This is a genomic window from Vreelandella glaciei (assembly GCF_013415125.1).
Taxonomy (GTDB): Bacteria; Pseudomonadota; Gammaproteobacteria; order Pseudomonadales; family Halomonadaceae; genus Vreelandella; species Vreelandella glaciei.
Genome location: NZ_JACCDE010000007.1, coordinates 123,775 through 149,651 on the forward strand (window position 1 = coordinate 123,775; position 25,877 = coordinate 149,651).

Annotated in this window: 22 protein-coding genes and 1 pseudogene; 13 read left to right on the plus strand and 10 right to left on the minus strand. The window is 56.9% G+C overall.

Annotated elements, in window-relative coordinates:
• Nucleotides 1–11 precede the first annotated feature (11 nt).
• The 3 genes from HZS80_RS06910 to HZS80_RS06920 all read right to left on the minus strand — a co-directional run bounded on the left by HZS80_RS06910 (nt 12) and on the right by HZS80_RS06920 (nt 4,972).
• On the minus strand, nt 12–1,778 hold the full coding sequence (locus HZS80_RS06910; protein WP_179915580.1) for an ABC transporter transmembrane domain-containing protein: 1,767 nt from the start codon (nt 1,776–1,778) through the stop codon (nt 12–14).
• Nucleotides 1,779–1,941: 163 nt separating this feature from the next.
• Nucleotides 1,942–3,384, minus strand: coding sequence for an NAD(P)(+) transhydrogenase (Re/Si-specific) subunit beta (locus tag HZS80_RS06915; protein ID WP_035560608.1), 1,443 nt, complete (start codon nt 3,382–3,384; stop codon nt 1,942–1,944).
• A gap of 16 nt (nt 3,385–3,400) precedes the next feature.
• A complete protein-coding gene (locus HZS80_RS06920) occupies nt 3,401–4,972 on the minus strand; it encodes a Re/Si-specific NAD(P)(+) transhydrogenase subunit alpha (RefSeq protein WP_035560606.1) in 1,572 nt (523 codons plus the stop codon).
• A 392-nt stretch (nt 4,973–5,364) separates the two neighbouring features.
• Here HZS80_RS06920 and pqqA point away from each other — a divergent pair, with 392 nt between their 5' ends.
• From pqqA to pqqE, 5 genes are all read left to right on the plus strand, one after another.
• Nucleotides 5,365–5,436, plus strand: coding sequence for a pyrroloquinoline quinone precursor peptide PqqA (pqqA, locus tag HZS80_RS06925; RefSeq protein ID WP_009722990.1), 72 nt, complete (start codon nt 5,365–5,367; stop codon nt 5,434–5,436).
• An 80-nt stretch (nt 5,437–5,516) separates the two neighbouring features.
• On the plus strand, nt 5,517–6,440 hold the full coding sequence (pqqB, locus tag HZS80_RS06930; RefSeq protein ID WP_179915581.1) for a pyrroloquinoline quinone biosynthesis protein PqqB: 924 nt from the start codon (nt 5,517–5,519) through the stop codon (nt 6,438–6,440).
• Between the two features lie 28 nt (nt 6,441–6,468).
• Nucleotides 6,469–7,257, plus strand: coding sequence for a pyrroloquinoline-quinone synthase PqqC (pqqC, locus tag HZS80_RS06935; protein ID WP_035560602.1), 789 nt, complete (start codon nt 6,469–6,471; stop codon nt 7,255–7,257).
• 31 nt (nt 7,258–7,288) lie between these two features.
• Nucleotides 7,289–7,573 carry a pyrroloquinoline quinone biosynthesis peptide chaperone PqqD gene (pqqD, locus tag HZS80_RS06940; protein ID WP_035560600.1) on the plus strand — a complete coding sequence of 95 codons (285 nt, stop codon included), beginning with the start codon at nt 7,289–7,291 and terminating at the stop codon, nt 7,571–7,573.
• Nucleotides 7,566–8,801, plus strand: coding sequence for a pyrroloquinoline quinone biosynthesis protein PqqE (gene pqqE, locus HZS80_RS06945; RefSeq protein ID WP_179915582.1), 1,236 nt, complete (start codon nt 7,566–7,568; stop codon nt 8,799–8,801). Before pqqD ends, pqqE begins: the two co-directional genes overlap by 8 nt.
• A 24-nt stretch (nt 8,802–8,825) precedes the next feature.
• Here pqqE and HZS80_RS06950 read toward each other — a convergent pair whose 3' ends face one another.
• From HZS80_RS06950 to HZS80_RS06960, 3 genes are all read right to left on the minus strand, one after another.
• Nucleotides 8,826–9,422, minus strand: coding sequence for a rhodanese-like domain-containing protein (locus tag HZS80_RS06950; RefSeq protein WP_179915583.1), 597 nt, complete (start codon nt 9,420–9,422; stop codon nt 8,826–8,828).
• A gap of 7 nt (nt 9,423–9,429) precedes the next feature.
• Complete coding sequence (locus HZS80_RS06955; protein WP_179915584.1) at nt 9,430–10,116, minus strand: pentapeptide repeat-containing protein; 687 nt, start codon at nt 10,114–10,116, stop codon at nt 9,430–9,432.
• Between the two features lie 72 nt (nt 10,117–10,188).
• Nucleotides 10,189–12,090 (minus strand): methanol/ethanol family PQQ-dependent dehydrogenase, encoded by a 1,902-nt coding sequence (locus HZS80_RS06960; RefSeq protein WP_246361772.1) that lies wholly within the window; start codon nt 12,088–12,090, stop codon nt 10,189–10,191.
• A 260-nt stretch (nt 12,091–12,350) separates the two neighbouring features.
• On the opposite strand from HZS80_RS06960, the gene pedF reads away from it, so the two are divergent.
• From pedF to HZS80_RS06995, 7 genes are all read left to right on the plus strand, one after another.
• The gene (pedF, locus tag HZS80_RS06965; protein WP_218927614.1) at nt 12,351–12,869 is read left to right on the plus strand and encodes a cytochrome c-550 PedF; all 519 of its coding nucleotides are present in this window, start codon (nt 12,351–12,353) and stop codon (nt 12,867–12,869) included.
• Nucleotides 12,870–12,889: 20 nt separating this feature from the next.
• Nucleotides 12,890–13,717, plus strand: a complete 828-nt coding sequence (locus HZS80_RS06970) for a quinoprotein dehydrogenase-associated SoxYZ-like carrier (RefSeq protein ID WP_218927615.1) — start codon at nt 12,890–12,892, stop codon at nt 13,715–13,717.
• A complete protein-coding gene (locus HZS80_RS06975) occupies nt 13,714–14,658 on the plus strand; it encodes a quinoprotein relay system zinc metallohydrolase 1 (protein ID WP_179915585.1) in 945 nt (314 codons plus the stop codon). Before HZS80_RS06970 ends, HZS80_RS06975 begins: the two co-directional genes overlap by 4 nt.
• Before the next feature lie 13 nt (nt 14,659–14,671).
• A complete protein-coding gene (locus HZS80_RS06980; RefSeq protein WP_179915586.1) occupies nt 14,672–16,447 on the plus strand; it encodes an alpha/beta hydrolase family protein in 1,776 nt (591 codons plus the stop codon).
• Nucleotides 16,448–16,543: 96 nt separating this feature from the next.
• Entirely contained in the window at nt 16,544–17,707 is a 1,164-nt protein-coding gene (ercA, locus tag HZS80_RS06985; RefSeq protein ID WP_179915587.1) for an alcohol dehydrogenase-like regulatory protein ErcA, read from the plus strand.
• The gene (locus HZS80_RS06990) at nt 17,704–19,401 is read left to right on the plus strand and encodes a PAS domain-containing hybrid sensor histidine kinase/response regulator (protein ID WP_179915588.1); all 1,698 of its coding nucleotides are present in this window, start codon (nt 17,704–17,706) and stop codon (nt 19,399–19,401) included. Before ercA ends, HZS80_RS06990 begins: the two co-directional genes overlap by 4 nt.
• Nucleotides 19,394–21,556: an insulinase family protein gene (locus tag HZS80_RS06995; protein ID WP_218927616.1), complete on the plus strand. Its 2,163-nt coding sequence runs from the start codon at nt 19,394–19,396 to the stop codon at nt 21,554–21,556. The genes HZS80_RS06990 and HZS80_RS06995 overlap by 8 nt, the downstream gene beginning before the upstream one ends.
• 6 nt (nt 21,557–21,562) lie before the next feature.
• Here the strand turns inward: HZS80_RS06995 and HZS80_RS07000 are convergent, their stop codons facing one another.
• Nucleotides 21,563–22,234 carry a response regulator gene (locus tag HZS80_RS07000; protein ID WP_035560584.1) on the minus strand — a complete coding sequence of 224 codons (672 nt, stop codon included), beginning with the start codon at nt 22,232–22,234 and terminating at the stop codon, nt 21,563–21,565.
• Nucleotides 22,235–22,330: 96 nt separating this feature from the next.
• On the minus strand, nt 22,331–23,284 hold the full coding sequence (locus HZS80_RS07005) for a LysR family transcriptional regulator (RefSeq protein ID WP_179915589.1): 954 nt from the start codon (nt 23,282–23,284) through the stop codon (nt 22,331–22,333).
• Nucleotides 23,285–23,448: 164 nt separating this feature from the next.
• On the opposite strand from HZS80_RS07005, the gene speB reads away from it, so the two are divergent.
• Nucleotides 23,449–24,351, plus strand: a complete 903-nt coding sequence (gene speB, locus HZS80_RS07010) for an agmatinase (RefSeq protein ID WP_179915598.1) — start codon at nt 23,449–23,451, stop codon at nt 24,349–24,351.
• Nucleotides 24,352–24,460: 109 nt separating this feature from the next.
• On the opposite strand, the gene HZS80_RS07015 is transcribed toward speB, so the two are convergent.
• Complete coding sequence (locus tag HZS80_RS07015; RefSeq protein ID WP_246361774.1) at nt 24,461–25,768, minus strand: L-serine ammonia-lyase; 1,308 nt, start codon at nt 25,766–25,768, stop codon at nt 24,461–24,463.
• Nucleotides 25,765–25,877: pseudogene (locus tag HZS80_RS23415) on the minus strand (IS30 family transposase); the annotation flags it as partial. The gene HZS80_RS07015 and the pseudogene HZS80_RS23415, both read right to left, overlap by 4 nt.

Sequence of the window (25,877 nt, forward strand, 5' to 3'; positions counted from 1 at the left end):
AAAGGACCGTTTTATAACGTTTCACCGCCGAACTGCAACGCGGCTAAATGACGATAGAGCGGGCTAGTGGTGATTAATTCATCGTGGGTGCCCGCTGCGATTAGCTTTCCACCATCGAGCACCAGCAAACGATCAGCGGCGATAACTGTGGCGAGCCGATGGGCAATGACGATGCTGGTGCGTCCTACCATCAGCCGATCCAGCGCCTGCTGTACTAGCCGCTCACTCTCCGCATCCAAGGCGCTGGTGGCTTCATCCAACAACAAAACTGCAGGGTTTTTAAGCAGCGCCCGGGCGATAGCGAGCCGCTGACGCTGGCCGCCGGAAAGCTGCACCCCACCGGGCCCCAGAGGCGTATCAAAGCCTTGAGGCAGCGCCTCGATAAAGTCGAGGGCACTGGCATCCTGGGCAGCAGTGCGCAGCCTTTCAATGCTCGCTTCGGGGTCACCATAGCGTAGGTTCTCAGCCACCGAGCCGCTGAACAGCACAGGCTCTTGCGCCACCAGCCCCATGACACTGCGCAAGGCAGCAAGCTCTAAGCTGCGGATATCACAGCCATCAAGGCTGATACGCCCTTGGCTAGGATCATAAAAGCGCAGCAACAACGCCAAGAGGGTGCTTTTACCCGCCCCCGAAGGCCCCACCACCGCTACCCGTTCTCCCGGCTTAATATGCAGATCAAACCCTTCCAACGCTGGGATTGCCCGGCCGGGGTAGGTGAAGCTGACGCTCTCCAGCACAATGTCACCTTTTGATGGCATCGGTAGGGGATGTGGATTCGCAGGTGACTGGATTGCGGGCTGAGTATCAAGCAGCTCCAATAAGCGCTCTGCCGCCCCCGCTGCGCGCTGCACATCACCCGCGACTTCAGCCAAGGTGGCGATAGCCCCCGCCGCCAGCACGGCATAAAAAATAAATGCTGATAGCTCGCCCGCGCTCATAGTGCCATCTAACACCGCCTGACCACCCTGCCAGAGCATTAAGCCAACTGCAGTAAACACCACTAGCATGGCGATACCGGTCAACCAGGCGCGCTGCTGGGTGCGCTCTACGGCGCTGCCGAACGCCTGCTCCACGCGCTGACCGTAGTGGGTTTTATCCGCCGCTTCGTGGGTAAACGCCTGGAGGGTTCGAATGCCGCTCAGCGCCTCCTCAGCATAACGGCCAAGTTCGGCCACACGATCCTGGCTAGTGCGCGAAAGTCGCCGTACCCGGCGGCCGTACCAGACAATCGGTAGAAGCGTAGCGGGGATGCCAATCAGCACCATCGCCGAGAGCCACGGCTGAGTCACCAGCATGAGCACCACGGCGCCTACCAGCATGACCAGATTGCGCAGCGCCAACGAGACCGAGGAGCCAAACAGGCTCTGTAGAACGCTGGTGTCCGCGGTCAGCCGAGAGGCGATCTCTCCGGCAGCACGGCCGGAGCTGGCGCTCTCGAAGAAACTCGGCTCTAAAGTGAGCAAATGATCAAACACGCGCTGGCGCAAGTCCGCAGCCAGGCGCTCGCCAATCCAGGTCACTTGGTAGTAACGAAGTGCAGAAACAAGCGCCAGCACCGTGACTACGGCCAGCATTAAACCCAGTGTTTGGGCCAACGCCTGTTGATCAGCGGCGAGAAAACCTCTGTCGATGACCAGACGCAATCCATTCCCTAGCAGGAGCACGCTTCCCGAGGCCATAAGTAGCGCCAGGCCAGCCAGAGCCAACCGCGTGCGGTAGGGGCGCAGTAGACCCAGCAAACGCAGCAGTACTCGGGGATTGGGGCGTTGATTCATAGTCGCGATTGCTCAACACATAAGGTGGTAGTCGACCATAGCAGGAGTAGCAGCGCCCTGCACAGAAACTAAAAAGCCCGCGATTGCTCGCGGGCTCAGTCCCTAATAGCTCTTAGTAGCCTAGCGTCCAGCTAAGTTACGTGGGTAGCTAAAACGCAAAGGCCTAATCAATCAACGGCAGCAGCGTATTTAAGCTATCACGGGCATCGCCATAGAACATGCGCGTGTTCTCTTTAAAGAACAGCGGGTTTTCGATACCAGAGTAGCCGGTGCCCTGGCCACGTTTGCAGACAAACACCTGCTTGGCTTCCCATACCTTCAATACCGGCATGCCAGCAATCGGGCTATTGGGGTCTTCTTCGGCCGCTGGATTAACGATATCGTTGGAGCCAATCACGATCACCACGTCGGTGGTAGCAAAATCGTCGTTGATTTCATCCATCTCCAGCACGATGTCGTAAGGCACCTTGGCTTCCGCCAGCAGCACGTTCATATGGCCCGGTAAACGGCCCGCGACCGGGTGGATACCGAAGCGCACGGTCTTGCCCGCTGCACGAAGCTTGCGCACCAAATCGCTCACCGCCGTTTGCGCCTGGGCCACGGCCATACCGTAGCCCGGTACGATGATCACGCTGTCGGCATCGTTCAGGGCGCTCGCTACGCCACCGGCGTCAATCGCCACCTGCTCGCCTTCGATCTCCGCCGCGGGCCCTTGGCTGCCACCAAAGCCGCCCAAAATGACGTTGATAAAGTTGCGGTTCATCGCCTTACACATAATGTAAGAGAGAATCGCACCGGAGGAACCCACCAGCGCGCCGGTGACAATCAATAGATCATTAGAAAGCGTGAAGCCGATAGCGGCCGCCGCCCAGCCGGAGTAGCTGTTGAGCATGGAGACCACCACGGGCATATCCGCACCACCAATGCCCATGATCAGGTGGTAGCCGATGAAGAATGCCAGCGCCGCCAGCACAATCAGCGTCCAGAAGCCTGCGCCGTTCAGGTAGAGAATGGCCAGCAGTAGCGACAGTACCGCCGCCCCAGCGTTAAGCATATGCCCGCCGGGCAACTGACGAGGCTTACCATCCACTTTACCCGCCAGCTTACCAAAGGCGACCACCGAACCGGTGAAGGTGATGGCGCCAATAAAGATGCCTAGCACCACCTCAACCTGCAGGAACATTAGCTCGTCGGGGGCTTTGGTGGCGACCAGCGCGGCGAAGGCGGAGAACTGATCCAAAGACGCTTCGGCGGCACGCGCGGCCATCACCCTGCGGCGCTCTAAATCTGCGCTCCAAGCCACCAATACCGCCGCTAAACCGACAAAGCTATGCAGCGCTGCGACAAGCTGAGGCATTTCGGTCATTTCGACCTTGCCCGCTACGTAGGCGCCAATACCCGCGCCAATCAGCATCATCGGAATCAGCCACCAGTAGCCGCCAATGCCTGGGCCGAGGGCAGTGAAGAACACCGCTACCGCCATGCCCACGATGCCGTACCACACGGCCCGCTTGGCTTTCTCTTGGTTACTCAAGCCGCCCAGCGACAGAATAAACAGTACGCTCGCCGCGATTGCCGCGGCAGATACGAATCCTTGCTCTAACATATCGTCTCTCCGCCGCTTAGGATTTTTGGAACATGGCCAGCATCCGGCGTGTCACCAGGAAGCCACCCACGATATTGATTGACGCGATAAGTATTGAGATCGCCGCCAGTACGCTAACCACTGCGCTGCCGGAGCCAATCTGCAGAATCGCCCCCAAAATAATGATGCCTGAGATCGCATTGGTTACCGCCATTAGCGGCGTATGCAGCGAGTGACTCACTTTCCAAATCACCTGGAAGCCGATAAAGCAGGCCAGTACAAAGACAATAAAGTGCTGCATAAAGGACGCTGGCGCCACTTGGCCCAGCAGCAACATCAGTACGCCGCCAACAGCCAATAGGCTCACCTGGCGCTTGGTTTGCGCTTTAAAGGCGGCTAGCTCAGTGGCCTTTTTCTCTTCCGGCGTGGGCTCTTTTTCTTTTTTCTTGGGTTTTGAAGCGCCAATCGCTTTCACTTTAGGGGGCGGCGGCGGGAAGGTGATTTCGCCATCGTGAGTCACCGTAGCGCCACGAATAACGTCGTCGTCCATATTATGATTGATCACGCCGTCTTTCTCAGGCGTAAGATCGGTCAACATATGGCGGATATTGGTGGCGTAGAGCAGCGATGACTGCGTTGCCATGCGCGAAGGAAAGTCGGTGTAGCCGATTACTACGACACCATTATCCGAGACCACGCGCTCATCTGGCTTGGTCAGGTCACAATTACCGCCCTTCTCGGCGGCCAGATCAATAATCACCGAGCCCGGCTTCATCGCCGCGACCATATCTTCCAGCCACAGCTTGGGCGCAGGCTTGCCGGGAATCAGCGCGGTGGTAATCACGATATCCACATCGGGCGCCTGCTCGCGGAAGCACTCCAGCTGTTTCTCGCGGAACTCAGGGCTTGAGGGCGAGGCGTAGCCACCGCTTTCAGAACCGTCCTGGCTATCCTCGAAATCGAGGAACAGGAATTCGGCGCCCATGGATTCGATCTGCTCAGAAACCTCGGGGCGCACGTCAAAGGCACGTACCACGGCGCCCAGGCTGGTGGCGGTACCGATCGCCGATAAACCGGCCACACCGGCACCAATCACCAGCACTTTGGCGGGGGGCACTTTACCTGCTGCCGTTACCTGCCCAGTGAAGAAGCGACCAAAGTTATTGCCCGCCTCAATCACCGCGCGGTAGCCAGCGATGTTGGCCATGGAGGAGAGCGCGTCCATCTTCTGTGCCCGCGAAATCCGCGGCACCATATCCATGGCAATAACGGTAGCACCCTGGGACTTACACTTCTCCAACAGCGCTTCGTTTTGCGCGGGCCAGAAGAAGGCTATCAGCGTTTGACCTTCACGCAGCCGCTCGGCCTCTTCATCAGAGGGCTCGCGGACTTTAATGACCACCTCAGCGTCGCGCCAGAGCGCGTCAGCCCCGTCCACCACGGTAACGCCAGCATCGCGATAAGTGTCGTCATTAAAGCCCGCGGCCAAGCCAGCGCCGGTTTCCACTACACACTCGTGGCCTAGCTTCTGAATCTGTTTGGCGCTCTCTGGGGTCAGCGCGACACGCGCTTCCCCCCGGGCACTCTCCTTCGGTGCACCTATTTTCACTCGCGTTCTCCTTTGTTTTTTCTGCTGCGGTTACCTTCCTACAGCGCCGCCGTACAGCGATTAGGCACTGCCCATTTTCGACGTTAGTCATACACCTGTTAGCTATCTAGGATCTAACGGAGCGGCTGCCAGATGCTATTCAACCTTTGATACAACAGGGTTGTTTAACTACAACACGGCTTGGTTGAGGCTTCAAGCCCCAACAAAAGAGCGAGGAAATTACTCCCAAAGTACCACAGGCAGTTGGCCCTACCGGTGCTTAACTGAAGAAGCGGCCATGGCAGTGATGCTTAACCGCTGACAGTGCCCGCACCAACATGTGTAGTAACACTTGTAACGACAGTTGCAACACCACTCACGACAATATGCTTACCAACGCAGGAGAGTTCCTTATGTGGACGAAACCGACCTATCAAGATATGCGCCTTGGCTTTGAAGTAACACTTTATATCTCTACTCGCTAAGACGCCGCCCCTGCCTTTATTAGGTTTATAGCAGGTAGGGGCTTTATTTACATCGCAGCACCGACTTAAGAGGCCAGCCTATGCAGGTTCTAGTTCTTGGGGCTGCCGCAGGGGGCGGTTTTCCTCAGTGGAATTGCAACTGCCCGAACTGCTTTCACGCTCGCCAAGGCAGCGGCGACCATCAACCACGCACTCAGTCATCCATTGCGTTAAGCGTTGATGGCAAACAGTGGCTGCTATGCAATGCCTCCCCTGACATTCGCGCCCAGCTCAACGCCAACCCGGAATTATGGCCAAGCGAACTGCGGGGCAGCGGTATTCGTGGCGTGCTGCTGGTGGATGCCCAGATCGACCACGTCACCGGGCTACTTTCCCTAAGAGAGGGCTGCCCGCTGGATGTATGGTGCACGCCCAATGTACATAACGATTTATCTACTGGGTTTCCACTGTTCACGATGTTGGAGCACTGGGGCGGGCTGCGCTGGCAGCCGCTTGGCTTGAAAGAGCATCAGGAGGTTGTCGAGTTTTCGATTCCCTTCCTGCCGGATATCGCGCTTACCGCCTTTGCGCTACACAGCAATGCCCCGCCCTACTCACCACGGCGTGGAGCGACTTCCTGTGGCGATAATCTAGGGCTGTATATGGTCGACCGCCGCAGCGGTAAGTCGCTGTGCTACGCCCCAGGACTTGGCAACCCCACACCACTGGCCATGCGCTTCTTACACGCCGCCGATGTGGTGATGGTAGACGGCACCCTGTGGGAAGACGACGAAATGCAGGCACTAGGCGTTGGCACCTCAACAGGTCAACAGATGGGGCACCTCGCGCTCAATGGCAGCGGCGGCATGTATGAGTTACTTAACGAATTGCCCTGCAGTACGCGGCGCATTTTGATTCATATCAACAACACCAACCCGATTTTAGACCGCACCAGCGAGGCGGCAAAAACACTTCAGGGCGCAGGCATCGAAACAGCCTACGACGGTATGAAACTCACGCTATAGCCCTATCGCCAATATTAGGAGATTGATCATGGCGCTAACAGCGATTACCCCCTGCGCTGCTGCCACCCCGCTCAATCGGGAGGCGTTCCGTGAAGCGCTGATGAATAAAGGGCAGTACTACCACCTTAACCACCCCTTTCAGCAGGCGATGGCCAACGGCGAACTTAGCCGAGAACAGTTGCAGGGCTGGGTGGCTAACCGCTTTTACTACCAACTGATGATTCCCCAAAAAGATGCCGCGCTACTGGCCAACTGCACGGATGTAGCCACCCGCAGACGATGGGTGCAGCGCCTGCTAGACCACGACGGACACGCTGGCGATGAGGGTGGGATTGAAGCCTGGCTGGCCCTCGGTGAAGCCGTGGGATTGCACCGCCATACGCTGCTGTCCCAGGAGCGCGTGTTACCCGGCGTGCGCTTTGCGGTGGATGCTTACCGCCACTTTGTAGCCCAAGCCCCCTGGCAGGAGGCAGCAATCTCATCGCTTACCGAGCTGTTTGCTCCGCTAGCCCACCAAAACCGCCTGGACACCTGGCCCCAGCACTATCCGTGGATTAACGAGCAGGGCTATCGCTACTTTCGTAAGCGCCTCAGCGAAGCCCGCCGAGACGTTGAGCACGGGCTGGAAATCGCCTTAAGCGTGTGTACAACGGTGGCGCTGCAGCAGCGTGCGCTGGACATCCTGCAATTCAAGCTCGATGTGCTGTGGAGCATGTTGGATGCCATGACCATGGCCTATCAGTTAGACCGCCCGCCTTACCACACCGTCACCCGTGAAGCGGTGTATCACCGTGGGCTTGAGCACTCACTTTACTAGACCTTGATTGACTAGCGCCGGGGAGTTCAACATGGCACAGCAAGACATTTACCAACTGCGACGCGGCTGGCGGTTACAGTGGGAGGCCATTCAGGGCTGCCACGTCATTCTTTACCCCGAAGGTATGGTCAAGCTCAGCACGACTGCCGGGGCGATTCTTGAACAGGTCGATGGTCGCCAATCCGTCGCCGACATTATCGCCACCCTACAGCGGCGCTACCCAGGCGCAGAGACCTTAACAGACGATGTCGTGCAGTTTATTGAAGAAGCCCGCAGCAACGGCTGGCTGACCGTGAAGGAGGTGCACTGTGGTTAATGGTAATACGGTTAATCAAAACAGAGCGAGTCCAACCGCCGAAGCTATCTCACCGCCCTTATGGCTGCTGGCAGAACTTACCTACCGCTGCCCGCTGCAGTGTGCCTACTGTTCTAACCCGCTGGCATTTACCCGCTACCAAAACGAGCTGGATACCGAAGCTTGGTTTAGTGTACTGCGTCAGGCGCGGGCCATGGGGTCGGCTCAGTTGGGCTTTTCCGGCGGCGAGCCGCTGATTCGCCAGGACCTCGAAGCGCTGGTCAGCGAAGCACGCACGCTGGGCTTTTATACCAACCTGCTGACCTCTGGCGTGGGCCTTACTGCCCAGCGGGTAGACGCCCTGGCAGAAGCGGGCCTGGATCATATCCAGATTAGCCTGCAGGCTGCCGACCCCGAACTGGCTCAGGCGCTGGCAGGCTCCGCCAAGGCCCATGCCAACAAGCTAGCTATGGCAAAAGCCGTCAAGGCCGCTGGCTACCCCATGGTATTGAACGTGGTGCTGCATCGGCACAATATCGATCAAGTTGGCGATCTGATTGCCCTCTGCGATGAGCTAGGCGCGGATGCGGTTGAACTGGCCAACTGCCAGTATTACGGCTGGGCGTTTTTGAACCGCCAAGCGTTGATGCCTACCCGTGAACAACTGGTACGTGCCGAAGCGGAAACCAACCGCTGGCGGGAAACACTGGCGGCAAGGGGCCGCGATATGTCGTTGTTGTTTGTGGTACCGGACTACTTTGAACAAGCGCCTAAAGCGTGCATGGGCGGCTGGGGGAGCATTTTTATGACCGTCGCCCCGGATGGCGCCGTGTTGCCCTGCCATAGCGCTAGGGAACTGCCGATGGCGTTTCCCAACGTAAAAGAGACGTCGCTAAAGGACATTTGGTACCAAAGCGATGCCTTTAACCGTTTTCGCGGCACCCAGTGGATGCCAACACTCTGCCAGCAGTGTGACGAGCGCGATAAAGACCATGGCGGCTGCCGTTGCCAAGCTTATTTGTTAACCGGCGATATCAACGCCACTGACCCGGTGTGCCAGCACTCTCCCCAGCATGGGTTGCTAGAGAGCCTGATCGCAGAAAACGCCCAAAGCACGCCTGAGCAAGCGTCCCTGATTCCCCGCAATGCCCGCCAATCAAAGCAGTTGCAAACAAAGCAGTTACAGAGCCAGGATGGTTCAGCGGAGCCTTCTCCCCGCCAAACGCCCGAGCTGATTTATCGGCAATAAATCTATTTATCAGTAATACACTCATTAAGGCTCGCAGGTGGCTCGCTCAGCATGGGCAGGCAACTGCGGGCAAACAGCTGCTAATGAATGACCGTTCGCTTGCCAGCCATCCACCCCATCGGGGTACCAATATAGCTCTTCATAGCCCATTGCCTCAGCGCGTCGGGCAGCATTCCAGGAAAGCCAGCAGTCGGTGCGGCAAAAGAACACCAACGGCGCTGCCTCCGCGTTCTCACGCTGCGCATCGAGTGTTTGTGTGAAGTAATCACGCCATTCATCTTCCAAAGTAGGGGCGCCCACGTTAGGCAGCCAAATACTGCCGGGGATCGTTAAGTGAGGACTATCCTGCAGAAAAAGGCCGTTATGCCAAGTTAGCGCGTAGACATCCACCAGAATGACCGACGGCGATTCCAGCAATACTTGAAAAGTATCGTCATCTAACGTGGTCACCCCGGGTAACGGTGCAGTGACGGGTGCTTTAAATGGCGGTAACCGATAGCCTTGTTGGTTAAACGCCGCTGCAGGTACGTCAGCACCCGCCACTCCGCTAACTATCCCACTTATCCACGCCAAACAAATGGTATAACGGCGCACAGAGTGCGCCGAGTGTTGCGTCGACATGATGGCATTACTCCCAATCAAACGGGCAGGCGGTACATCCCTCCATTTGGGCCATTTGGAAGTTACCGTAGTGGATACGTGCACCGGTCATATCAGCATCGTTAAGACGGGCAATGTTCATTTTGACTTCTTGCAGGTTAGCATCACGCAGATCCGCCCCTATCAGGTTGACCTTATTCATCCAGGCCATTTCCAGGTTGCTGCCCATCAGCTTCGCTCCCTGCATACTGGCCCCAGACAGTCGGGCGAACGCCAAATTGGCCCCCGTCAGGTCAGCATGATCAAACGTCGCCCCCTGGGCATAAATACTCCAGCTATCCAACCCAACCAGACTGGCATGGGAAAGATCGGCACCACGCAGGTGGGTGTTGGGCATACGCGCGCGATTAAGGTTAGCGTTGCGTAGCGATGCACCTTCAAAATCGACGCTGCGTAGATTGCTATGGCGGAAATCCGAGCCATCTAAGTTGCTGCCCGCAAAGTTAGCGCCTTGCAAATCAAGGTTAGAAAAGTCACCGCCGGATAAGTCCCTATTGGCGCACTGGGCGCCTGGCACCAACTCGCAGCCGTTATGCACTGGCGGTTGATACTCTTCAACATAATCGTCGGCAACGACACTGCCTATCGCGCTAAGGCAGAGAAAAATCGCTGTTGTTTGGCGTCGCCATAAAGGCACAGTATTAGGCGTTATCATTATTGTTCTCTCCACTACCGTTATCTTCCTTCAAAAAAGGGCGGCAAAGGCCGCCCAAGAGGTGTTAATAAATTAACGGTTAGCCAGATCTTTAACGAAGGACGGCAATTTGAAGACCCAGAACGAGCCGCCCTGGGCAATCGGTCGCGTAAGTTCCGCCATATCACCGCCCCACAGCGGAACTGCACCACCATAACCTGCAGTGACACCGATGTACTGCTCACCGTCCATTTCCCAGGTAACCGGTGGTGAAATGATGCCGGTGCCTACCTGAAACTTCCAAAGCTCTTCCCCAGTTTCAGCATGGAATGCCTTGAAGTAGCCATCCCCCGTACCGGTAAACACCAAATCACCGTGGGTGGCTAGCACGCCTGCCCATAGCGGCATAGGCTCTTTATGCTCCCAAGCATACTCGCCGGTAACCGGGTCTACAGCGCGCAGAATACCCACATGGTCGTCGTACATACGCTTAATACGGAAGCCCATACCCAAGTAAGCGGCGCCTTCTACATACTCGACTTCCTCAGTCCAGTAATCCTCTTTCCAGTGATTACCCGGCACGTAGAACAGCCCGGTATCTTCGCTATACGCCATGGGGTTCCAATTTTTACCGCCCAGGAACGGAGGCGATACTTCAACAGGCTCCGAGCGGGTTTGGCCTTCTTCCAAACGCGGTGGACGCTGGCCTTCAGCCTCAACCGGGCGGCCGGTTTCCAGATCGATATGGGTCGCCCAAGAGATGTTATCGACAAAGGGAAAAGCGTTGATGAGCTCGCCGTTAGTGCGGTCAGTGACATAGAAGAAGCCATTACGGTCAGCGTGGGCGCCCGCATTCACCGTTTGGCCATTCTCATCTTCGTATTCGAACAATACGATTTCGTTATTGCCTGAAAAGTCCCAGGTGTCGTTGGGCGTGTGCTGATAGAACCACTTCACTTCGCCGGTCGAGGGGTCGATACCCAGTTGACCAGAGGTATAGAGGCTATCATAGTCAGCCGGGTCGCCGTCTTCCGAGGTGCGTGCCCAGCCGTTCCAGGGGGCCGGGTTACCCGCACCAATGATAATGGTATTGGTGTCAGGGTCGAAGCTGGCGCTCTGCCATGGCGCACCGCCGCCTTGGCTCCAGGCTGGTACTTTGCCGGTGTCGCTGTCTGGGTCATCGGGCCAGGAGGGTGCGCTGGCATCACCCGTTGGGGTGCTCTCCTCACCGTTCAAACGCCCCATATGACCTTCAACAAAGGGGCGCATCCAAATCTCTTCACCGGTATCAGGGTCACGGGCATAGAGCTTACCCACAATGCCGAACTCATCCCCTGAAGAGCCATGAATCAGCAATACGCGACCCGTTTCGCTATCTTCTACAATCGTTGGTGCGCCCGTCATGGTGTAACCCGCGCGGTGGTCACCAAAGCGTTCGCGCCACACCACTTCGCCAGTATCTTTATTTAGCGCCACAATTCCCGCATCCAACGTACCGAAGAACACCTTGTCGCCGTAAATGGCCGCGCCGCGGTTCACTACGTCACAGCAAGGGCGAATATCGCTGGGCAGTCGATGGTTATAAGACCACAACCTCTTTCCAGTACGTGCATCAATGGCAAAAATACGTGAATAGGAGCCGGTAACATAGATAACGCCTTCATGGATCAGCGCCTGTGACTCCTGGCCACGCTGCATTTCATCGCCAAAGGAGTGAGACCATGCAGGGGTTAGCATCTCTACATTGTCTGCGTTAATTTGATCCAGCGGGCTGTAGCGTTGGGCTTTCACGCCCATGCCGTACATCAGCACCGTTTCAGTGTTGTTATGGTCATTGAGAATATCGTCCCAGGTCACCTCGCTGGCGTGGGCTGTCAATGCAACGCCCCCAACACCTAGGGCAGAGGCGTAAGCAACGGCGGCGGTGAGAGTACGCAGGCGAAAGGGCCACGAAATTTTGCGGGCTGACGTGTTGTTATTGATAGCGTATGTCATGGTTTTTCCATCCGAGTAATGATCACAATGCAATGGCTGCAAAGCGGCCAAGCTGCTGCTTGCGTGGTGCCAGCAAGACTAAGCTCAGCTTAGAAGCCCAGATCAAAAACCAACCTACCTCTCCAGTCGCGTTCTCATCCTAAATTAGCACTACTTCCAAAGGAGGAGGCTAGCGATGCCTAAGGTGCTATAGGTTCGGCAAGATTACCTGCCTATGCTCACTCAAGTAACGATACATTGAGCCCCTGAGGAGCTATTCCATGACAACGCTTACAAAAACAATCTCAAAAACAATCTCAAAAACAATCACAACGGCAATCTCAAAAACGGCCGCTACCAAAACACCCATAGGCCAAGCGGGGGCTATCGCCCTTGTGGCTTTGCTGGCTGCACCAATGGCATGGTCCCATGGCAGCGTAACCCCGCAAGCCGTTGATACTAAAGATCTTGAGCGCTTAGGTGACGAATGGCGGGAAGAGAATCCTTACCGTGATCACCCCCAACATGATCTAGCCGTGGACATTGGCGCCCGCGCTTATAACAGCAACTGCGCCGCTTGCCACGGCCTGGAAGCAAAATCCGGCGGCATCGCCCCCGACCTACGCGAGCTGGAGAATGGCCCGTGGGGCGATGAGTGGTTCAAAGAGCTGGTCACGAACGGTGCCGAGCGCAATGGCCGTGTGCTAATGCCGCGTATGTCCGACTACGTCAGCCAAGAAGCACTGTGGGCCATCCGCACCTGGTTAGAAACGGTCAGCATAGAAACGACCGGACAGTAATCGCTAAGCTGGGAGGTACTATGGCAACCCCAACGCCCATCATCACGTTACCACGGCTCGCCGCGGCTCTTCCTGCATTCCTCGCAGCGTTTATCTGGCTAATAGTTATGTTGCCCTCCCCCGCCTTGGCCACCGTGAACACCGCTGAACAGGATCCGCTTGATTCCTTTATGTGGCCTGTGTACCGCGAGCGCTTTTTGGGCGACGCCCCGGTGGTGTTTGATGAGCGGGTCATTGTTAGCGCGCCAAGTTTCGCCGAAGACTCAGGCCAAGTACCCATTGAGTTAGACGCCCGCGGATTAGCAGCCAACGGCGAGCCGATAACCGACATCATCGCCTGGGTGGATCTCAATCCTATTCCCCGCCTGTTTCACTACTCACCGATGAGCCATGGTCTCGCCAAGCTTTCGTTAAATATTCGCTTGGAACAAGCCTCTGCGGTACGCGTAGCAGTGAAACAGGGGGATACTTGGCACGTGGGCGGCACCTACATTGAAGCAGAAGGCGGCGGCTGTACCACGCCGGGTATTGCCGGCGCTGACAACGACTGGGAAAACACCTTCGGCGAGCTGCAGGGACGGCTGTTTGCCACTGAAAGCGAACAGCGCCTACGGGTGCGTCTCTCTCACCCCATGGACAGCGGTTTAATTCCCAGCCTGCCCGCCTTTTACGTACAGTCGTTTGAGCTGCTGGATCAGCAGGGTCAGAAAGTGGCCGCGCTGGATATCGAAGCCTCGGTGAGCGCCAACCCCACCCTGGGGCTTCATATGCGTCCCTCTGCGGAGGGCTATGTGATTGGCGCCCGGGACAACAACGGCAACCGCTTTTCTATTGGGCTGCAACCATGAAAACGCGCTTATTTGCGAGCATAGCGGCGCTGCTGAGCACACCGCTAGCAGCCAGCGAGCCGGTCATGTTCTGCGAACGTCCGCTAACGGCCCAGCCGATTGCAGAGAACACCTGGATGGTGGAAGGCTTAAGAGAAGAGCTTTCCACCAGCAACTGCGGCCATATCGGCAACCAAGCATTTATTGCCACACCCAACGGTACCATTCTCATTGACAGCGGCAGCAGCCCACGCTTTGGCGAAACACTCAAAACACTGATTGCGCAGCACACCTCCCACCCCGTACGCTGGGTTTTGAATACCCACCACCACCCCGATCACTTTTTCGGTAATGCCGCCTTCGACGAGGCAGAGCACCTCACCTTAGCCAGCACTCGTGCGCTGATGGCCCGCGACCGAGAAGCACTGATCGATAACGTAGAGCGGCTGACCGGGCGCAGCTTGGCGCGCTCGCATATTGCCCTGCCCGACACGATTGAGGCAGGCGAGGTAACGCTGGGAAGCTACCCACTCACGCTATACGCCATGCGCGGCCACAGTGGTGGTGACCTAGTCATTATGGATCACGCCACCGAGGTTCTGTTTTTGGGCGATATGGGCTTCTACCAACGTGCTGCCGCTACTGCTCACAGCCCTGGCTTGCAACAGTGGCAGGAAGAACTTAACGATCTACTTGGTCTCAACGCCCGCATCGCCGTGCCCGGCCATGGCCCCAGCGCGCCGTCCAACACGGTGTTAGAGCAAACCGCTCACTACCTCGCATGGCTAGACCAGCGCCTCGGTAACGCGGCTAGCGAAGGGCTGGGGGCCAACCATATCTTGGCCGTCGAGATTCCTGACGCCTTTAACACCATAGCGCTCACTGAATACGAGTTTACCCGTAGCGTGATGCAGCTTTATCCTCGCTATGAAGCACGGCTGCTGTGGGGTACCCCACAATAAGGAGCACACACCTATGCGGCTTACCCTGGCAGATGCCGCCGAACCTATCGATACCCTGGGCGAATTGCACAGCGACACCCAGGCCGTTTACTGGCTGGCTCGCTGCCCGCAAACGGGCGACATGCAGCTTTGGCGATGGGCGGCTGACAGCAACGAGGCGCCGCAATGTTTGATAGAGGACGCTGTGGGCAGCCGCGTGAACCAGTACGGCGGCGGCAGCTATACGCCACTGCTGGAGGGCATCGTGTGGGTCCGCCAGCACGACCAGGCGATTATGCACCGCGACCACCACGGCGCCAGCCACTGCTGGCAGAAGCGGCCACAAACAGCCTACGGTGGGCTGTGCGCAGATTCTAAGCGCCAGCGTGTATTCGCGGTTGAGGAAGATACCCATGGTCAGCGTCTTATCGCCATTACTGCCAGCCATCGGTACGTATTGGCAGAAGGCCGCGATTTCTACGGCGCGCCGATATTAAGCGACGACGGTAACTATTTAGCGTGGGTGAGCTGGTCACTGCCTGATATGCCTTGGCAGCGTAGCCTGTTGCACCTCGCACAGGTGACGGCTAACGGTAGGCTTACCGCCTTTGAGCGCTGGGACTTCGGCGCAGCGATTAGCCAGCCGCAGTTTGGCCCTCATAACGCGCTGATCTGCATGAGCGACCACGCTGGCTGGTGGCAGCCCTGGCAGGTTAGCTTGGCCACCCCCCTTTGCCTGAGCAGCGCTCCGGTTGATCACATCACCACACCGTGGCAACTGGGTGAGCGCCAGCACGCCTGGCGAGACAATCGGCAGGTTTACTGCCAACTCCACCAGGGGGCGGCTCAGCTTTACCGACGCTCCGGCGAGCAGGTCGAAGCACTGCTATCAGCCCCCGGCCGCGTGGTAAGCATTACGCTGGCAGAACACGGTGATTACGCCATAGTGCAAAACGCCTGCTGCGGCGCCCGGCTGATACGCTTCAACGAAAATGGCTCACGCAAATGCCTAGTGGGTAAGGTCGTGAGTAACGTAACGAAAAATCTAGTGACTGAACCTCCCGCCACGGCACAATGGTTGGAAACACGCGTTGGCAACGCAGGCGAAACGGTGCACGGCTTTTTCTACTCAGCCTTAGCCAACCGCACTGCACCACTGATTGTCCGCGTTCACGGCGGACCTACCGCCGCCACCTATCCTATTTACGACCCGCTGGTAGCCTACTGGCAGCAGCAGGGCTTTCATGTACTAGATATCAACCCACGGGGCAGCGGCAACTTTGGCCGCCACTACCGCGAGTGTTTAGCGGGCCTGTGGGGCATTAGCGATACTGACGATGTGATCGCCCTGGTTAACGCCGCCTGCGCACGCTTTGCAATAGATACAGCGCGCTGCTTTATCCGTGGCCAAAGCGCTGGCGGGTTTACCGCCCTCAATGCCCTGGCCACCACGCCCCTGTTTGCTGCGGCCACTAGCCTGTACGGGGTAACTGATGCGTTATCGTTATCAGCAAAAACACACCGCTTTGAATCCGGCTACTTGGCCTGGCTAATCGGAGACGAAACCCAGCTCGCCCAGCGCAGCCCTGCTTACCACGTCACCCGTTGCCAGCGACCATTACGAGCCCTGTTTATCCAGGGTGGCAACGATGCCGTGGTAGTACCGGAGCAGACCCACGCCATGGCGCGGCATATCGAACAGCAAGGTGGAGAGGCGCAAACACTGCTATTCGATAACGAATACCACGGCATTCGCCACCCCCAAGCGCGCCAAACCATGCTGGCTCGCGAGCTGGCCTTTTATCAATAAGATGACTTGCCCCCTAACGACGGCACCAAGGTCGTAAAGCAACAATCTCCTAAGGTGCTTAAGATAATGGTTAACAATTATAAACGAGACCGCCCCATGACTTCGCCGCTCACGCAACTTCGTAAGTTTGTCGCGCCTGAAATTATTTTTGGCGACGGTGCGCGCCACGCGGCAGGCAATTACGTCTCTACTTTTGGGGCAGAAAAGGTACTGCTGGTCTCTGATCCTGGTGTACTCCTGGCGGGCTGGGTGACCGATATTGAAGCCAAACTGCTGGAAGCCAACATTGCCGTTGAGCGTTTTACCGCCGTCTCCCCCAACCCCCGGGTAGATGAGATTATGGCCGGTGCCGAGATCTACCGTGAAACCGGCTGCAAGGCGATTGTGGCGATAGGCGGTGGCAGCCCGATGGACTGCGCCAAGGGGATTGGTATCGTCACGGCCCACGGCGGGCATATTCTCGATTTTGAAGGCGTTGATACGATTCGCGTGCCGATTCCTCCGCTGATTTTTATTCCTTCAACGGCGGGCACCTCGGCGGATATTTCCCAGTTTGCGATTATTTCTGACCAGCAGCGGCGCATGAAATTCTCGATTATCAGCAAGGCCGTCGTGCCGGATGTCTCGCTGATCGATCCTGAAGTCACCATGACCATGTCGCCCTACCTGACCGCTTGTACCGGGGTCGACGCGTTAGTGCATGCCATTGAAGCGTTCGTTTCAACCGGCAGCGGCCCGCTCACCGATACCCACGCCTTGGAAGCCATGCGTTTGATCAGCAGCCATCTTGAGGCGCTGGTGGCGAATCCTACCGATGGAGAGCTGCGCGCTCAGGTAATGCTAGGCAGCATGCAAGCGGGCTTGGCGTTCTCAAACGCTATTTTGGGCGCCGTACACGCTATGTCGCATAGTTTGGGCGGCTTCTTGGATCTACCCCACGGTTTGTGCAACGCTATGCTGTTAGAGCATGTGGTGGCCTATAATTATGATGCCGTCCCCGATCGTTTTAAGCGGGTCGCCGAAGCCGTCGGTATCGACTGCCGGGGGCTGTCACAGCAGCAGATCAAAAAAGCGCTGTTCCGGTATTTAGTCGATTTAAAACATGCGGTTGGCCTGGGAGGCACGCTTGGCAAGATGGGCGTCTCACGCAGCGATGTGCCGTTTCTCACCAACCACGCGCTGGGCGACCCCTGCATTTTGACCAACCCGCGCCGTTCCAACTCAAGGGATGTAGCGGTGGTGTACGAAGAGGCGCTATGAAAAAAGCCAACGATCCTTCGGGCTTTTCGGTCAGCGATCTGCTCGGGCTTGGCCAACAGTCGGCGCGCAAAAGCTATTATCGCGAGCTGTCAGTGCGCTTAGAAGAGCTTGAAGTTGAGCGCAATCGCTATAAATGGCTGTTTGAAAACGCGCTACACGGTATTTTTCAGGCATCGCTCTCCGGCAAACTGCGCGCCGCCAACCCGGCACTTGCCGCCATGCTCGACGATAGCAGCGTAGCGCATACCCTGGAGCGCTGTGCCCGCTTTGACGCGCTCTTTGTTAACGCTACCACTGGGCAACAGCTGCGCGACCTGCTGCTCATTCAAGGGCACGTAACAGGCCAAACCACCTTGTTGCAAGGAGCTTCTGGTCACCAAGTTCCCGTCGCCATTACGCTGATCAAAAAGCCCGCCGAGCTTGCCGGAGACGAAGACCTGATCGAAGGCTTTGTGGCAGATATTACTGAGCGTGAGCGCGCCCGCCAACACTTAGAAACACTCAACGCCCACTTGGAAGCCCGGGTAGCTGACCGCACCCAGGCACTGGAACGTCTCAACGAGGCGCTTAGAAACGCGCGCGATGCTGCCGAGTTTGCCAACCACAGTAAAGACCGCTACCTGGCCGCCGCTAGCCATGATCTGCTGCAACCCATGAACGCTGCACGCTTATTGGTGGCCTCACTACAGGAGCGGTTGAACGACAGCGATAATCTAGTCCTGGTTGAGAGGGTGCAAAACTCGCTGGAAAGCGCCGAAGCGATTCTTTCCGACCTCTTGGATATTTCAAAACTGGATCACGGCCAAGTACAGCCGCAACTACGCCACTTTAATCTCGACGATATTCTTAGCAATCTCGCTGACGAGTTTGCCCCCGTGGCGCAACGAAAAGGGTTAACGCTGCGCTATGTGCCCTGCCATCAAGCGGTGACCAGCGACCCTCATCTACTCAGTCGTATTGTGCGCAACTTTCTGGCTAACGCTTGCCGCTATACCCAGCATGGCGGCATTTGCCTAGGCGTGCGACGTCACAGTGACACCAGCCTGACCATAAACGTCGTCGATAGCGGTATTGGTATTCCCGAAAGCGACTACCAGCTTATTTTCCGCGAGTTTCATCAACTCAACGCCACTCGCGCGCGCGATCGCCAGGGCGTTGGCCTAGGGCTTGCGATTGTGGAACGGATTAGCCAGCGCCTTGAGCACCCGCTTTCTGTGCGTTCTGCCCCCGGCCAAGGCTCCTGTTTTGCGGTTAGGGTGCCCCGTGCCAGCGGTATTTCCTTTAGCCAAGCTCCCACCCCCAGCGCGCCGTTTTCCGCTGACGCCGAGTTCGAAGGGGTGCGCGTACTGATCCTGGATAACGAACCAGCCATTCTTGAAGGCATGGCGCTGTTGCTCAGTGAATGGCAGGTCAGTTGCGATACCGCGCTGGATGTGACGGCCGCCAAAGCCTGCTCGGAGGCGCCGGATATGCTGCTAGTCGACTTGCACTTAGACGATAGCGTGACTGGGCTGGAGGCCATTCGACAACTTCGACACCACTGGCATGACCCGCAGTTACCTGCCGCCATTATCAGTGCCGACCGCTCTGACCACTGGCAAAGGCGGTTACGTAATGCCGGCGTGCCGCAGTTAAACAAGCCGGTACGCCCCGGCAAACTGCGCGCACTACTACGTAGCCTGCTCAATGGCTAACCCACGCTTCCCACAGTCCTGTATCTCCCTGCCTAACGGCGTGCAGGGCATGCTGGCCCACGCACCCCATTTAACCCATGCTCACGTTAGCATCACTATTGCAGCGGGCTATTTGGATGAGCCCTCCACCCTGCCAGGCCTAGCCCACTTACTGGAGCACGTGCTCACCACCGCACCACTGACAACCTCCTCTAGCACCAGCCTGCTCACGTGGCTTGCCCAGCACCAGGGCGGGCTGAACGCCCACACCGATGACTACGTCACCGATGTGCATTTCTCGATACCGGCAGACAGCCTGGAAACGGCGGCTCTCACTGTTACCAGCCAGCTCGCCACGCCCACTCTTTCGTCGCCGACCATTCACACTGAAGTCGCCGCTATTGACGCCGAATGGCAGGCCCGCCAGCACAGCTCGGCGATGCAACGGCTATCAGCCATCGCCACACTCAGTGACCCGCAGCATATCGGTGCAGGCTGCCGCCACGGCAACGCACAAACGCTGGGCCATCACACTGGGTTACTTCATGAGGCGCTGACCGCGTTTCACCACGACCACTACCACGGCGGCCGCGTTAGCATTGCAATTATCAGCCCCAGGACCACAGAAGCGGTGACCCGCCTTATTCAACGTATGGCAACGCTGTTCAACCCGCTACCGCCCAACGCTCCGGCGCTTGCTATTACACCCCGCTGGGGCAGTCTGCCCCGCGCTAAGGTGGTCGGGACGGCCAACGCCGTTGAGCTATTGTGGCCGCTACCCTCGTCCGTTTCGCGTCATCAGTTTAACGCCCTTAGCGACACTGCCGATTCGTTAAACCAAGGCCACCTGGTGGATCAGTTAGCTGACTCGATTATCGACTACCACGCGACTGCCGCCCCAACCGGGGCTTCAGACGCTTTCAGCTTGGCACTAACCGGTACCGCATCGCAGGAGCGGCTGGACGTGCTGGCGGCTTCCCTCAGCGAACGTCTAGCAGCCCCGCTCGCGACGGCCCCTATCGATCACCGCACCGTTTGGCAGCCCCCTGCCGGTACCGTGCAACTAGCGTCGGCGTGGTTTGTCTATGCGCGCCAGCAAACATTGGCACGGCGGCTTGCTGCCAATACAGCGGCTCGGCCATATTTTCCCACCAGAGATCCCAGGCCAGTTCCCCGCTGGCTTGTTTATAACGCGCCTACAACGTTCCAGCATGCTGACGATGCAGCACAATTGGCGGCCAGCCCTCATGTGCAGCGTTGGTGCGGCCAGTATGGTGTCAGCGATGATTTCGCCTCCCTTGCCGACACCACCTGGGCAGCCTGTTTTATTCCCAACGCAATGTTCCTTCCCGCCCCCCTGGCTGCCAAACGGTGCGCCCGCCGCGGCGTGATATGTCAGCACATGCAACTTGCGCAGGGCAGTTGGGTGATAACCGTGGGGGAGGGAGCGGCCGTTGCCATGCAAACCTTACTGCAAGAAGCGCATGTCAATACGGCCATTGTTCCCCAAGGACTCCTGGCTCAGCGGTTGATCCAGCGCCTGACACCGCTGCCTACCACACCGGCGGTATGGGTTTCCCATGAAGCAGAGGCAGAGGTCGTTTGCCACGCGCTGGCAGGGTTGGCCAGCCGCATGGCAACACGCTCTGTGCAGACGCCTGCTACCAATGCGCCGGCCAGCACAGCCATCATGCGCACACTGAGCTTACCGGGCACGCCCACCCAGCGCTGGCTATTAGCGCTGGTTGAGCAGCACCACAGCGCGGCCTTTTTTCAGCAGGCGCGATATGACCATCACTTGGGGTATGTCGCGGCGGTACGCAGAAGCGACGGTGCGCCCTGCTCACTTGGCTATGTGGTGCAAACCAGCGAAGACACTGAACCAGTAGGCGAAAAGCTACTAGCCATCACCAATGCCCTGTGGCAAGCGGCGGAAGATGCCCTAAAGACGCCAAACGCCCTTAAACGCTCGCTCACACCGCCTGAAACGCCCCTGGCCGCGCTGATCATCCAGTGGCAAAGCCTCTTGTCAGGCACTGATCAGCCACTGCATCGGCTTGGGCAGCACAGCATCCATTCACAGGCGCTGACCGATTTGCCCGCTCTGATAAACACCCACGGTCACTGGCAAACCCACTGGTTGGATAGTGCTGGCCACTATCGCATTAACGATTGAGGCGAGTCAGCGTTTGAGGAACTGAGAAAAATCGATATCGTTGGCCGATAAAATAGCTTGTACGCGGCTGGTCACCCCCAGCTTGCGCAAGATCGCCGACACATGGGCTTTCACTGTGGTTTCCGCGATATTGAGGTGATAGGCAATCATCTTGTTAGACTCACCGCGGGTCATGTGTTCCAACACCTGTAGCTGTTTGCGGGTCAGTTGGCGCAGCTGTTCCGCCTTAAAACCCTGCTCCTGGTGGCGACGCTTACGAATACTGTCCGGCGCGCGCATCGCATCGGCGGGTAGAAAGATATTGCCTTCCAGTACCTGGGCAATGGCGTGGCGCATCTGATCACGGGACAATGATTTGGGGATAAACCCCGCTGCACCACAAGAGACCGCCTGAAGAATAATCTGCTTATTCTCTTCCGCAGAAACAATCACCACCGGAATCGTAGGATGCTCATTACGCAGCTGCAAAAGCCCCGTTAACCCGTTCATGCCAGGCATATTTAAATCCAGCACTATCAAGTCAAGATCAGGATCCTGCTGGGCATGAGCGAAAGCCGCTGCAAAATCTTCCACCTCGATAACCTCAGCACCTGCGTAAGCTTCACGGATCACGCGCGCCATAGCGTCACGTACCAGAGGGTGATCGTCGGCAATCAGGAGTTTATACGTTGCTGTCATTATTATGGTTGCCTGTGGTTTAGCTAAATCCCGCTTACTGCCTCTTTGCTGACACTCTACTAAGTCACCCGCCTTTATTGAAGCAACTTCCAACCATCAAGCGGGTCGCAGTGCCCCTGAAGAGGCTTGCTGTCGGAAGGTGCCGGCGAACTCAACCAGTGATTGAGTTAGCCAGATGAGCGCAGGTTCATTGGCAAACAGCCCATGCTGAATCAGCGTCATTTGCAGCGTTGGGAGCTCTTTGGGCGGCTCCACCATACGCACTGGCAGCATCATGACAAAGCGCTCAGCCATCTGACGTGGCAGCGTCATGATCGCTTCCGTCAGCGCCACTACCCGCGCTGCGGCGATGTAGTTGAGATTTTTAGAGATTATCCGGCGGGTTAAGCCGTGTTGAACCAGGCAGCTATCGATATTACTAGGGCGCAGCCCGCTAATATCCGCCAGCTCCACATGGAGCGCATCCGCAAACTGACCAATATTCAGCCCTTCGCCCACGCGGCCATTATGGGTAGCGGCCAAGCAGACCAGTTCCTCATCCATCCAGGGAGTCTGAATCACGCCACTGGGCAACGCGCTTTGGCTATCCAGCCCTACCACCATATCAATTTGGCGCTGTTCCAGCCCCTCACTCAGCACATCCGGGGTAATCAACTCAATGGAAAAGCTAATGCCCGGCGCATAGGCCAACAGCTGACTTAAAAAGAGCGGGTACATGACCTCTTCAAAGTAATCCGTGGTGGCGAGCGTAAAGCGTCGCGTGCTGTTGGCAGGCGTAAACATTGCGGGGGGCGCAAGCCCTTGCCGCAGCATCGCCAGCGCCTGTTGCACCACGGGCAGCAGCTCAAGTGCCCGGGGTGTCGGCTGCATACCGTTTTCGGTACGCACCAGCAGCGGATCATCCAGCGACTCACGCAGCCGTTTTAAGGCATGGCTCAAGGCGGGTTGGCTTAAATGCAGCGTTTCTGCCGCGCGAGTGACGTGACGCTCGTGCATCAGCACCTCAAACACCAGCAGCAAGTTTAGGTCGAAATGGCGAAGTAAGCGCATAGCCTCTCATTATTCACATCACGAATGATTAAATTCTAAACATTCATTTAATTTATCACCAGAAATTGCTTATTGTCTGCTGCTTATTCGCCCACCCGCAACTATCAACGATAATCCAGCACGCAAGGAGAAGCACACCGGTGACCCACCCACAAACACAAACCATGCCCAGCCTTTATGGCGATGTGATTTCTACCTTTATGGGCGTAGCAAAAGCAACGGATCCTAAGACAACCGACGCTGACGTTGTGGTGAGTGGCGTTCCCTTTGACCTTGCATGTTCGGGCCGTTCAGGCACCCGCATGGGGCCGAATGCTATTCGTCAAAGTACCGCTAACCTGATCTGGGAAGGCAAGCGCTGGCCTTGGGATTTCGCCCTAGAAGATCGCCTCAAGGTGTGCGATGCAGGCAACGTTGATTACGCCTATGGCGAGCCCGAAAGCCTGGTCGATAACCTGGAAACCCACGCCAACCGCTGGTTAAAAGCGGGTAAAAAAATGCTTACCCTGGGCGGCGACCACTACATTAGCCTGCCGCTGCTGCGCGCCCACGCCCGAGAGCACGGCCCGCTGGCGCTGATCCATTTCGACGCCCACACCGATACCTACGAGCAGGGCACACGCTTTGACCACGGCACCATTTTTCACCACGCTTTAAAAGAAGGCTTAGTGGTGTCTGAGCACTCGCTGCAAATTGGCATTCGCACCAGCTACGACCGTCACAACCATCCTTACGAGGTACTGGATGCGGACTGGGTCAACGACCACGGTGCAGCGGCTGTACTGGAGCGAATTCGCGCCAAAGTGGGTCATCATCCTGCTTACGTCAGCCTGGACATTGATGGCCTGGACCCGGCATACGCCCCCGGTACCGGCACGCCCGTCTGTGGGGGTATGTCGACTGATCTAATGCTGAAAGTGATTCGCGGTATGGTGGGAATGGAGTTAGTTGGCATGGACGTGGTGGAAGTCAATCCTGCCTACGATCACGGCGACATTACGTCGCTCGCTGCTGCGACATTAGGGCTTGAGTTTTTGTATGCGCTGGCGGCGTCTAAACGGGGATAATTGCCGAAAACGTGATGGTTGGTTTGATAAGCCCCTGAATAAGCAAACTATATAGGTCACATGCTGCTTAAGAAGGGGCTAAATTTCCAAGAGTTCACGTTAGAGCTACTTAACACTCAATGGCATTAACCGCTAACCCTCCTTTGGATGTCTCTTTATACTTATCCAGCATATCTCGCCCTGTATCGCGCATGGTACGAATGACTTTATCCAATGATATAAAGTGAGTGCCATCGCCGCGTAATGCCATTTGAGCGGCGTTGATCGCCTTTACCGTTGCGATAGCGTTGCGCTCGATACAAGGGACTTGAACCAACCCGCCAACGGGGTCACAGGTTAACCCTAAATTGTGCTCCAAGCCGATTTCGGCCGCATGCTCGACTTGTTCGGGCGTGCCCCCCATCACATCAGCCAAGCCAGCCGCTGCCATGGCACAAGCCGACCCGACCTCCCCCTGGCAGCCCACTTCGGCGCCGGAGATCGAGGCATTTTTCTTACACAGAATGCCAATGGCGCCTGCCGCCAGCAAAAAATCCACCACGTTTTTCTCACAGGCGTTGGGCTGAAACTTCATATAGTAGTGTAAGACGGCGGGGATGATGCCTGCGGCACCGTTGGTGGGCGCCGTGACCATGCGCCCCCCTGCAGCATTCTCTTCGTTAACGGCGAGGGCAAAAATATTCACCCACTCCATCGCTGAGAACGTTGAGGCGATCAGGCAATCATTCTGCTCTGCCGCTTGAAGACGCTGGTGAAGCAGCTTAGCCCTTCGCTTAACTTTTAAACCGCCCGGCAGTATCCCTTCGTGGGTTAATCCATTATCGATGCATTCACACATCACTTGCCAGATACGCCACAGTTCGTTTCTGACCTCCTCCTCAGTCCGCCATACTTTCTCATTTTCCAGCATCAGCCGGCTGACACTTAGCTGCTCTTTTTCACATAGCGCCAGGAGTTCGTCAGCCGTGTCGAAGTTGTAAGGAAGAGTAGCTCCATCTAAATCGTCTAACGGCATATCTAACTGGGCTTGCTCAACAACGAAGCCGCCGCCCACCGAATAATAGGTATTTTGATACACCAAGTCGCCCTGATGCGTGAAAGCTTTGAGCCTCATGGCATTAGGGTGGTGGGGCAAGCTCTCTTCATGAAAAAAGAGGTCACTATCCCAAACAAACTTCACTGTTTTATGTCGACCCAGCTGTAATGACTGGCTCTCTTTAAGCGCCTGAATGGCTGGCTCAATAATCGAGGGATCTATTGTGCTAGGGCGTTCACCCATTAATCCCATAATAATCGCGTTATCGGTGGCATGTCCGATACCCGTGGCGGACAACGAGCCATAAAGATGGACTTCAAGATGCCCTACCTCATCAAGCAGGCTGTTTTCGCGCAGGGTGGTGACATACCCTGAATTCAACTAATAAGTGCAGCACCTGCGGTTTCTAGCGCTCCTGAGTATTCACCTAAGAACACCTGGGCTGGGGTTCGGTATCCCAGCCGCTTTCTTGGTCTATCGTTTAGCTTAT

What these genes read in the sequence shown, in the direction of transcription:
- speB (WP_179915598.1), top strand. Translation starts at nt 23,449, where the DNA reads ATGCCCAGCCTTTATGGCGATGTGATTTCTACCTTTATGGGCGTAGCA.
- HZS80_RS06915 (WP_035560608.1), bottom strand. Translation starts at nt 3,384, where the DNA reads ATGTTAGAGCAAGGATTCGTATCTGCCGCGGCAATCGCGGCGAGCGTA.
- HZS80_RS06990 (WP_179915588.1), top strand. Translation starts at nt 17,704, where the DNA reads ATGAAAAAAGCCAACGATCCTTCGGGCTTTTCGGTCAGCGATCTGCTC.
- HZS80_RS06950 (WP_179915583.1), bottom strand. Translation starts at nt 9,422, where the DNA reads ATGTCGACGCAACACTCGGCGCACTCTGTGCGCCGTTATACCATTTGT.
- pqqC (WP_035560602.1), top strand. Translation starts at nt 6,469, where the DNA reads ATGGCGCTAACAGCGATTACCCCCTGCGCTGCTGCCACCCCGCTCAAT.
- pqqB (WP_179915581.1), top strand. Translation starts at nt 5,517, where the DNA reads ATGCAGGTTCTAGTTCTTGGGGCTGCCGCAGGGGGCGGTTTTCCTCAG.
- pedF (WP_218927614.1), top strand. Translation starts at nt 12,351, where the DNA reads ATGACAACGCTTACAAAAACAATCTCAAAAACAATCTCAAAAACAATC.
- HZS80_RS06995 (WP_218927616.1), top strand. Translation starts at nt 19,394, where the DNA reads ATGGCTAACCCACGCTTCCCACAGTCCTGTATCTCCCTGCCTAACGGC.
- HZS80_RS06955 (WP_179915584.1), bottom strand. Translation starts at nt 10,116, where the DNA reads ATGATAACGCCTAATACTGTGCCTTTATGGCGACGCCAAACAACAGCG.
- HZS80_RS07005 (WP_179915589.1), bottom strand. Translation starts at nt 23,284, where the DNA reads ATGCGCTTACTTCGCCATTTCGACCTAAACTTGCTGCTGGTGTTTGAG.
- HZS80_RS06980 (WP_179915586.1), top strand. Translation starts at nt 14,672, where the DNA reads ATGCGGCTTACCCTGGCAGATGCCGCCGAACCTATCGATACCCTGGGC.
- HZS80_RS06960 (WP_246361772.1), bottom strand. Translation starts at nt 12,090, where the DNA reads ATGACATACGCTATCAATAACAACACGTCAGCCCGCAAAATTTCGTGG.
- HZS80_RS06910 (WP_179915580.1), bottom strand. Translation starts at nt 1,778, where the DNA reads ATGAATCAACGCCCCAATCCCCGAGTACTGCTGCGTTTGCTGGGTCTA.
- HZS80_RS06970 (WP_218927615.1), top strand. Translation starts at nt 12,890, where the DNA reads ATGGCAACCCCAACGCCCATCATCACGTTACCACGGCTCGCCGCGGCT.
- HZS80_RS07000 (WP_035560584.1), bottom strand. Translation starts at nt 22,234, where the DNA reads ATGACAGCAACGTATAAACTCCTGATTGCCGACGATCACCCTCTGGTA.
- ercA (WP_179915587.1), top strand. Translation starts at nt 16,544, where the DNA reads ATGACTTCGCCGCTCACGCAACTTCGTAAGTTTGTCGCGCCTGAAATT.
- HZS80_RS06975 (WP_179915585.1), top strand. Translation starts at nt 13,714, where the DNA reads ATGAAAACGCGCTTATTTGCGAGCATAGCGGCGCTGCTGAGCACACCG.
- pqqD (WP_035560600.1), top strand. Translation starts at nt 7,289, where the DNA reads ATGGCACAGCAAGACATTTACCAACTGCGACGCGGCTGGCGGTTACAG.